Annotated in this window: 8 protein-coding genes; all 8 read right to left on the minus strand. The window is 37.6% G+C overall.

The annotated features are described in order from the left end of the window. Nucleotides 1-1,852 (minus strand): AMP-binding protein (locus BPMYX0001_RS10820; protein ID WP_033798877.1); only part of this gene is annotated, 1,852 nt, incomplete at its 3' end. Between the two features lie 48 nt (nt 1,853-1,900). Continuing rightward, complete coding sequence (locus BPMYX0001_RS10825; protein ID WP_006094895.1) at nt 1,901-3,442, minus strand: acyl-CoA carboxylase subunit beta; 1,542 nt, start codon at nt 3,440-3,442, stop codon at nt 1,901-1,903. 2 nt (nt 3,443-3,444) lie between these two features. Beyond that, complete coding sequence (locus tag BPMYX0001_RS10830) at nt 3,445-4,233, minus strand: enoyl-CoA hydratase (protein ID WP_006094896.1); 789 nt, start codon at nt 4,231-4,233, stop codon at nt 3,445-3,447. Between the two features lie 4 nt (nt 4,234-4,237). Then, a complete protein-coding gene (locus tag BPMYX0001_RS10835; protein WP_006094897.1) occupies nt 4,238-5,149 on the minus strand; it encodes a hydroxymethylglutaryl-CoA lyase in 912 nt (303 codons plus the stop codon). 22 nt (nt 5,150-5,171) lie between these two features. Beyond that, nucleotides 5,172-5,387 carry an acetyl-CoA carboxylase biotin carboxyl carrier protein subunit gene (locus tag BPMYX0001_RS10840; protein WP_003197789.1) on the minus strand — a complete coding sequence of 72 codons (216 nt, stop codon included), beginning with the start codon at nt 5,385-5,387 and terminating at the stop codon, nt 5,172-5,174. A 27-nt stretch (nt 5,388-5,414) separates the two neighbouring features. Continuing rightward, entirely contained in the window at nt 5,415-6,752 is a 1,338-nt protein-coding gene (locus BPMYX0001_RS10845; protein WP_006094898.1) for an acetyl-CoA carboxylase biotin carboxylase subunit, read from the minus strand. Between the two features lie 14 nt (nt 6,753-6,766). After that, complete coding sequence (locus tag BPMYX0001_RS10850) at nt 6,767-7,912, minus strand: acyl-CoA dehydrogenase (protein ID WP_006094899.1); 1,146 nt, start codon at nt 7,910-7,912, stop codon at nt 6,767-6,769. A 215-nt stretch (nt 7,913-8,127) separates the two neighbouring features. Continuing rightward, nucleotides 8,128-9,096 (minus strand): YbgA family protein, encoded by a 969-nt coding sequence (locus BPMYX0001_RS10855; protein ID WP_006094900.1) that lies wholly within the window; start codon nt 9,094-9,096, stop codon nt 8,128-8,130. Between the last annotated feature and the right edge of the window lie 166 nt (nt 9,097-9,262).

The following is a 9,262-nucleotide window of genomic DNA, read 5'->3' on the forward strand; positions in this document are numbered from 1 at the left end:
AAGCTGCTTTAATTACTCGTCTCATTACTTTAGAATTGCGTGTTTTCGGTAAGTCTTCTACAACATGAATATCCTTTGGACATAACGCTTTTCCAATGTGAGAGTTTACTAAATTTAATAACTCTATCTTTAATTCATGTGTAAATATAGTTCCTTCACGTAAAACAATGAAGCAGTGACAAACTTCGCCTTTTACTTCATCTGGTACACCAATTGCTGCTGCTTCTATTACATCATGATGCTTTACAAGAATTGATTCGTATTCCGCTGGTCCAATACGCTTCCCGGCAATATTTAATGTATCATCAGAACGTCCTGTAATGATATATTGCTCTCCGTCATAGATTACCCAATCACCGTGCACCCACTTATTTTCAAAACGTGACCAATACGTATTAACGTAGCGCTCGTCATCTCCCCAGAAGCTTTTTGTCATTCCGACCCATGGTTTTTCTAAACATAATTCTCCAACTTCATCACGAATTGGATTACCTTGTTCATCTAATACAACAGCTGCCATTCCAGGTAAAGATGCATTGAAACTAATCGGTGCAATTGGTTTAACTAAAACGTTTCCAAAGATCCCACCAGAAATTTCTGTTCCACCTGAATAATTACAAATTGGCACCTTCCCTTTACCAACTGTTTCAAAAAGCCACATCCAAGGGTCAGGATTCCAAGGTTCACCTGTTGATGCAAAAACTTCTAAACTTGCTAGGGAATGTTTCTTTACATACTCATCACCTTTTGCCATCAATGCTCGAATTAATGTTGGTGAAATCCCAAGATGCGTAATTTGATATCGATCAATCGTTTCCCATAATCGATCTGCTTCCGGATAATCTGGAACACCTTCATACATTACCATTGTTGCACCATTAATAAGTGAACCAAATAATAAGAACGGTCCCATCATCCAGCCCATATCAGTAACCCATAATACACGATCACCTTGCTTAATATTCATACCAAACCCTGCATCAAATGCAGATTTCAGAGGAAATCCGGCGTGCGTGTGTACTGTTCCTTTTGGCTTACCAGTCGTCCCAGATGTATAAATGAGCATAAGCGGGTCATCACTTTTCATTTCTTCAGCATGTGTAAGTGGTTTTTCTTTTTCTAAAACGCTCCATGAAAGATCATAATTATGAGGTGTAAAATCATTTCCAGCATGACGAACAATGACAACTTTCTCAACAGACGGGCATTGTTCACACGCTTTATCCACCTCATCTTTTAAAGAAACGATTTTACCACGGCGCGAGAATCCATCCGCTGTAATAATCATTTTGGATCCTGCTGCCTGTACGCGCGTCATGACTGCATCAGAAGCAAATCCTGAAAAAATCGGAGAAATAATCGCACCTATTTTCATTACTGCCAGCATGGCAACAACTGTTTCAGGAATCATTGGCATATAAATCGTTACGCGATCACCTTTCTCAATTCCGGAATTCTTTAGTCCATTTGCAACTCGGCTCACCCAGCTATCGAGCTCTTCATATGTAAATGATTTTGTTGTTCCGTTTTCCCCTTCGTACATGAGAGCAGGTTGTTGTTTTGTTTCTTCATCTGCAAGCCAACGAGATAAAGCAGATTCTACTACATTACACGTTCCCTCAGTGTACCACTGAGCGAATGGTGTACCGTTTTCTAAATCTAATACTTCTGTATACGGCTTCATCCATTGATAACCAACTGCACGTTCCGCTTCTCCCCAAAACCATCCAGTTTCTTCAATTGACTTGTTATAAAATGCTTCATAATCTTCATAGCCAAGCGATTTCATCCACCCATATAGACGTGTTTTATCTTTATATTCTTCTGTTGGAAACCAAACGGCTTGTTTCAATGTTTTCCCCTCCTCATTTTTCGAACAAGAAAGCCCTTAATAGGGCTTTTATACTGGATACACTGGATGTTTTCGATCTGTAAACACTTGATATTTACTCATGTACATTTCGAAACGCTTCTTTAGTTCTTCACGTAAATCATTCGGATGAACAATACCATCAATCACCATTTCTGATGCTAGGCGATAAATATCGATATCTTTTTTATACTCTTCACGTTTTTCTGCAATGAAGCTTGCACGCTCTTCTTCTGGTAATGCTGCGATTTTATTCGCATATACGGCATTAACAGCAGCTTCTGGTCCCATTACAGCAATGGAAGCCGTTGGTAACGCTAAACAACAATCTGGTTCGAAAGCTGGGCCTGCCATTGCATATAGACCAGCACCATATGCTTTACGAACAACGATTGAAATTTTCGGTACTGTGGCTTCACTCATAGCAGAAATCATTTTCGCACCGTGACGAATAATACCAGCTCTCTCAACTTTCGTTCCAATCATAAATCCAGGTACATCCGCAAGGAATAATAATGGAATATGATATGCGTCACATAAATTAATAAACTTCGCTGCTTTATCAGCAGAATCGTGGAATAATACACCGCCTTTCATACGCGGTTGATTTGCAACAATACCAATAGGCTTCCCATCAATTCGGCCTAATCCTGTAATAAGTTCTTGTGCAAATAATTTTTTCACTTCAAAGAAAGAACCTTCATCGATAATACGATTAATAAGATCTTTCATATTAAAAGGAGCATTTTGATTTTCTGGGATGATTTGTTCTAACGTTTTTTCGAACTGTTTTGGTTCTTGAGGCTTAGTCATAGGAGCATTTTCTTGATAGTTACTTGGAAAATATGAAATATATTGTCTTGCTTGAGCAATCGCATCTTCTTCTGTCTTACATAATACATCTCCGCATCCTGATACCGAGCAATGCATACGAGCGCCGCCCATTTCCTCTAGTGTTACTTTTTCACCAATAACCATTTCAGCCATACGCGGAGAACCTAAATACATAGAAGCATTTCCTTCAACCATCATGACAACGTCACAGAAAGCAGGAATATAAGCACCTCCAGCTGCAGAAGGACCAAACAATAAACAAATTTGTGGTACCTTACCTGATAGCTTCACCTGGTTATAAAAAATGCGTCCCGCACCGCGGCGCCCTGGGAACATTTCAACTTGGTCAGTAATACGAGCACCTGCAGAATCAACAAGATAAAAAAGTGGTACACGTAACTTTTCAGCTGTTTCTTGAATGCGTAAGATTTTTTCAACAGTTCGAGAACCCCAAGACCCTGCTTTAACTGTTGAATCATTTGCCATGACACATACAGTACGACCATGTATTTTACCAGTAGCAGTTACAACACCATCTGCCGGTAAGCCTGTTTGCTCACAATTAGCAAATAATGCATCTTCTACATATTCACCATTATCAAATAGAAGAGCTAAGCGATCTCGAACAAAGATTTTTCCTTTTGCTTTATTTTGTTCATGATATTTTGGTGCCCCACCTTGTTTAATTGTTTCAACACGTTCTTGAAATGCATTCGATTGTTGTTTTTGTTCTAGCACATTTACTCCCCCTTATACACTGGTTTACGTTTCTCCTGAAATGCTTGTAGTCCTTCTAATCGATCTTTCGTATGGATTACACCTTCATACGCCTGCTTTTCCATTTGTAATCCGGTATGCAAATCTACTTGTACCCCATTTGAGATTGCTTCTTTTGCTAATCGAATAGCAATTGGTCCATTACTCGCAATGCTTCTTGCAATTTCAATTGCTTTTTCTTCTAGTAAGTTAGCTGGTACCACAAACTCTACCATTCCATATTCCTTCGCCTCATGCGCTGAAATACGTCTTGCTGTATAAATTAATTCTTTTGCCCTGCCAACACCAATTAGTCTTGGGAGACGCTGCGTCCCACCAGCTCCTGGGATGATAGCTAGAGATGTTTCAGTGAGTCCAAGGCTTGCTGTTTCTGCCGCAATTCTAAAATCACACGCTAAACTTAACTCGGTACCACCACCAAGTGCAATTCCATTTATTGCAGCAATAACAGGTTGTGATAATTGCTCAACCATATCCATTGTAGAACGAATCATCCCAACTGCATGACGTACTTGCTCCTCATTCATATTGGCACGTTCTTTTAAATCAGCTCCGGCACAAAATGCTTTTTCACCATAGCCTGTTAAAATGACAACGCGAACATCGGCTTCTTCATTAATATGATTTAATGTAGATTGCAACTCTTCTAATAGTGCAAGAGATAATGAGTTTGCTTGCCGTTCGCGATTTAATGTTATTTTTACGATATGCGGTGTTACATAATCTACTGAAATGTTTTGTAATTGTAGCATTTTATCACCTACTTATTGTTTTATGTTGCAATGCTTTATACACATGACTTGGCAATTGAATATTTAGCTTGCTTTGAATAAATTGACTAGCCTTTAATAAATTTTCTTCATTTATATTTGTTTGTACGCCCATTTTGTGGAGCATATGTACTAAATCATCAGTCGCGACATTACCTGATGCCCCTGGTGCATACGGACAACCACCAAGCCCACCACAGGAACTATCAAATGTCGTAACACCGTATTCCAATGACTGAACGACGTTTGCAAGCGCCATCCCGTAGGTATTATGAAAATGCATCGCAAATTGAGAAGAATCATATTTTTTAAGTAAATGTTCCAATACTCGCTCTACTTGCAATGGATTTGCTACACCAATCGTGTCTCCCAACGAGACTTCATAAATACCATATGAGAAGAGTTGATTACATAACTCGTCTACAGCATCAATGCTCACATCTCCTTCATAAGGACAACCAAATACAGTAGAAACGTAACCTCTTACTCTTTTACCTGCAAACTCTGCTTGCTTTGTAATATCTTGGATGACAGATAATGCTTCTTTAATAGACTTATTAATATTGCTTTTATTATGTGATTCACTCGCTGATAAAAAAACATTCACCTCATCTACATTTTGCAAAAGAGCTCGTTCCAAACCATTTTGATTTGGAACAAGCGCAGCATATGTAATATCTGAATTCCGCTTTAACTCTGTAAATACATCACTCGCATCAGCTAAAGCAGGAACCCATTTCGGGTGAACAAAAGAGGAAACTTCAATATATGATAATCCAGCTTCTGAAAGTAATTGAATCCATTTCACTTTATCTTTTGTGCCAACAATTTTCTTTTCATTTTGCAAACCATCACGTGGTCCCACTTCTTTAATGACAGCAAAAGTAGGTAGCTTCAATACATTTCACCCCTTCTTCTCCCTATTCAATCTCTACCAATACATCTCCTTCATTAACAAAATCGCCCTCTTGCACATTTATTTTCATAACTGTCCCAGCTTCTTCTGAAACGATTGGAATTTCCATTTTCATAGATTCCAAAATGACGACATCCTGTTCTTCTTCTACTGTATCTCCTATTCCCACAACAATTTTCCAAACATTACCTGCCATCGATGCATATACTTTTGTCATCATTTTTTCCCCCTTTAATATTCATAAACCTTATTTTTTTACAAGTTGTTTTGTTACAAAACCTGTTGTATAAATACCACTTTGGAACACTTCATCTTCTAGCACTTGCAATAGCATGGATGTATTTGTCTTAATGCCTTCTACTTTCAAGTTTTGAAGTGCATCCTGTAATTTTTCAATTGCTTCTTCACGCGTTTCACCATGAGCAATCACTTTTGCAATCATCGGATCGTAAAACGGTGTGATTGTAACATTATTTTCTAAAAAGTGATCAATACGCACTGTTTCTGGTAACGTTAGGTCCGTAATCTTCCCAGGTGATGGGAAAAATGTTTTTGGATCTTCTGCATAAATACGTGCTTCAATGGCATGACCACTACGATTTATATCCTCCTGCGTAAAGGAAAGCTTTTCACCAGACGCAATGAGTAATTGTTGTTCAACAAGATCTAGACCAGTAATTTCTTCAGTAACAGGATGCTCCACTTGTAACCTTGTATTCATCTCTAAGAAATAGAAGTTTTTCTTATCATCCACAAGAAATTCAACCGTACCTGCATTTGTATAGCCAAGAGCTTTTGCTGCTTGTACAGCAACTTTCCCCATCGCTTTACGTGTTTCTTCATCTAAAAATGGAGACGGTGCTTCTTCAATTACTTTTTGATTCCGGCGTTGTACAGAGCATTCACGTTCCCATAAATAAACTGTATTGCCATGTGTATCAGCTAAAAGTTGAATTTCAATATGATGCGCATCTGCAATGTATCGCTCTAAGTACATCTCACCATTACCAAAAAAGTTTTGTGCACGCGTTTTATTGCTCTCGAATGCTTTGGTGAGCGTTTGCTCAGTTTCCATCAACTGCATTCCAATGCCCCCGCCGCCCGCGGATGCCTTCAGCATTAATGGATAACCAATTTGTTTTGCAATTCCAATCGCTTCTTCAGCAGTCTCAATATTCGTTGTGATTCCTGGTACAACTGGAACATTTGCTTCTTGCATTGCCAGACGTGACTCGATTTTACTTCCCATCTTAGCAATGATTTCTTCAGAAGGACCAATAAATACAATTCCTTCTTCTTTACAGCGAACCGCGAAGGAAGGATTTTCTGATAACAATCCATATCCTGGATGAATCGCTTCAGTATTTGTTTTCTTAGCAATTTCTATAATCTTTTCGAGATTTAAATAGCTCTCTTGGACACGTGGGCCACCAACCAAATAAGCCTCATTTGCTAGTTTTACATGAAGTGCATTTTCATCTGCCTCTGAATAAATAGCAACTGTAGGAATTCCAAGTTTTTGACATGTTTTTATAATTCGAACTGCAATTTCGCCACGATTAGCGATTAATATTTTTTGAAACATAGTGAATCCTCCTTTTATCTACACCCTAAATGTCTTGCGATTACGAGACGTTGAATTTCAGAAGTTCCTTCACCAATTTCTAAAAGCTTCGCATCACGAATATGACGCTCTACTTCATATTCACGCATATAACCATATCCACCATGAATTTGCACTGCTTGATTCGCAATACGACTTGCTGCTTCAGATGCAAATAACTTTGCCATAGCCGCTTCTTTACCGAAAGGTTTATCATGATCCTTTAACCAAGCCGCTTTATGTACTAAATTACGCGCCAATTCCACTTCAGTAGCCATATCAGCCAGTTTAAATTGAATCGCTTGGAAATTAGAAATCGTTTTTCCGAATTGCTGACGCTCTTTTGCATATTGAAGTGCACGCTCAAAAGCAGACTGTGCAATTCCTACAGCTAATGCTGCAATTGAAATACGCCCTCCATCAAGTGTATATAAGAATTGTTTAAATCCTTTATTTACATCACCAAGAATATTCTCTTTCGGTACACGAACACCATCAAGTACGATTTCACAAGTATTAGAGGCACGAACACCCATCTTATCGTATGGACTTGAAATCGTTAATCCCTTACTTGTTGTCGGCACAATAAATGCAGAAATACGTTTTTTTCCATTTTCTTCGACACCATTGATAGCGGTTACAATGATTGTATTTGCATACTCTGCATTCGTAATCCAACACTTCTCACCGCTAATCACATATTCATCACCATCTAAAAATGCTTTTGTTTGTGTGCCACCTGCATCGGATCCAGCATTCGGTTCAGTTAAACCAAAAGCACCTAATGTTTTTCCAGATGCCATTGGAACTAAATACTTCTGCTTTTGTTCTTCTGTACCAAAGTAATAAATTGGAGAAGCACCTAATGAAATTGTTGCAGCATAACTTAAACCTGTACCGCCACAAGCACGGCCAATTTCTTCAACAGCTAACGCATACGATAGAGTATCGCCGCCAGAACCTCCATACTCTTCCGTGAATGGAATTCCTAATAATCCCAGTTCGCCCATTTTTTGAAACGTTTCGTATGGAAATTCAGCTGTTTTATCATAATACACAGCTTTTGGTGCAACTTCCTTTTCAGCAAAGTCTCGTACCATTTCTTTAATCATTTGTTTTTCGCGAGTTAGAGTAAATTCCATTCCGCTACACACCCCTTATCGAATATTGAGTTTCGACAGCGTGCGAGTCTGTACTACAAACATTGCTTTTAAAAGACAAGAATAGTAGTTAGATAATTGTTATAATTCTGTCATAACTTAATTTTAAAACAGAATCTGTACTCATGCACAAAAAAATTCCTACATTGTTCTACAACAACATAGGAATAACAGTGTCGAATTATGTGGCTTTTTCTTTAATAATCTCTTCCTTTTCCGGAATCTGAAATTTCTACTAATGCTTCAGGGTACGGTTCAAAATATGTTTGTCGTAATAAATAGTGGTCTTCAAAACGTAAGACCCACGACTTTAAAACTACAAGTAAATTGCTAAGAGGTATTTTCTTATCTGCATATTTTTGAAGTAGCGTTAAAAAATACTCTTTTTCTTGCTTGTTTAGCTTATCTTTAAAGTATCCAAAAATATGCTGACATACGTTTATATTCGATGTATAGCGAGGTGTTCGCTTCAATAATTCATACAAGGTTTTTTCGTAATTTTCAAAGATATTTTCAATATTATCCTTTGCATGATTTGCAATAATACGGCCTAATTTTTTTTGTTTCACCTGATTATATGCCATAAATAAATATTTATGATCTGACTGAAATGATACTAATTCTTTCAGAGTTTTACTCTGTTTTATTGTTTTGAAATGGGCCATTGTAAACAACCTCGTAAAGAAATGTTCACGAATAATAAAATTCGACAATCTACCTTCTTCTTCTACTGCAATATGCGAAAATTTTTTTAGTACAGCTCCACCAAAAAATCCAACACCCTTCTCTTTTACTGGTGATTTTTCATATCCTGTATAAATTTTCACATCTCTAGTTCCGCAACTTGGGGAACGATTTTTTAAAATAAAACCATCAACATCCAGTAAAGTACTTAAAAATTGATCAGAAAACCGTTGCATCCTCTCTGTAACATCTTTTCTTGTCGAAGGCTGTACAAGCTTATGAATGCCACTATCTTCGATAATCCGAATTGTCTCACGTGGAATTCCTAATCCAATTTCCACTTCAGGGCATACCGGAATAAATGTAACAAACGGCTGTAGATTTCGAATAGTCACATCATGAATCAAATCTCCATTATAACGGCAAGCACCAAATTCTAGACATTTACTTACAACAACTGTTGGTTTAGCAAATTGTCGCATTTTATTACCTCCGCGGCGTTAATCCATATAATATAAATTGTACTACAATGAGTATTCTAAGCAAGGTTAGTTTGTATTGTCTCTTTTTATTATAACTATATATCAGTGACATATCAGTGATAATTTATATCTATTTCATATAAGTGTTAGCAAGTTCGTTTGCAAA

Origin of the sequence: Bacillus pseudomycoides DSM 12442, from assembly GCF_000161455.1 — a bacterium.
Classification (GTDB): Bacteria; Bacillota; Bacilli; order Bacillales; family Bacillaceae_G; genus Bacillus_A; species Bacillus_A pseudomycoides.

Excerpts from the sequence above, each read along its gene's own strand:
- BPMYX0001_RS10830 (WP_006094896.1), bottom strand. The coding sequence starts at position 4,233 with ATGCTACAATTACAAAACATTTCAGTAGATTATGTAACACCGCATATC.
- BPMYX0001_RS10840 (WP_003197789.1), bottom strand. The coding sequence starts at position 5,387 with ATGATGACAAAAGTATATGCATCGATGGCAGGTAATGTTTGGAAAATT.
- BPMYX0001_RS10845 (WP_006094898.1), bottom strand. The coding sequence starts at position 6,752 with ATGTTTCAAAAAATATTAATCGCTAATCGTGGCGAAATTGCAGTTCGA.
- BPMYX0001_RS10850 (WP_006094899.1), bottom strand. The coding sequence starts at position 7,912 with ATGGAATTTACTCTAACTCGCGAAAAACAAATGATTAAAGAAATGGTA.
- BPMYX0001_RS10855 (WP_006094900.1), bottom strand. The coding sequence starts at position 9,096 with ATGCGACAATTTGCTAAACCAACAGTTGTTGTAAGTAAATGTCTAGAA.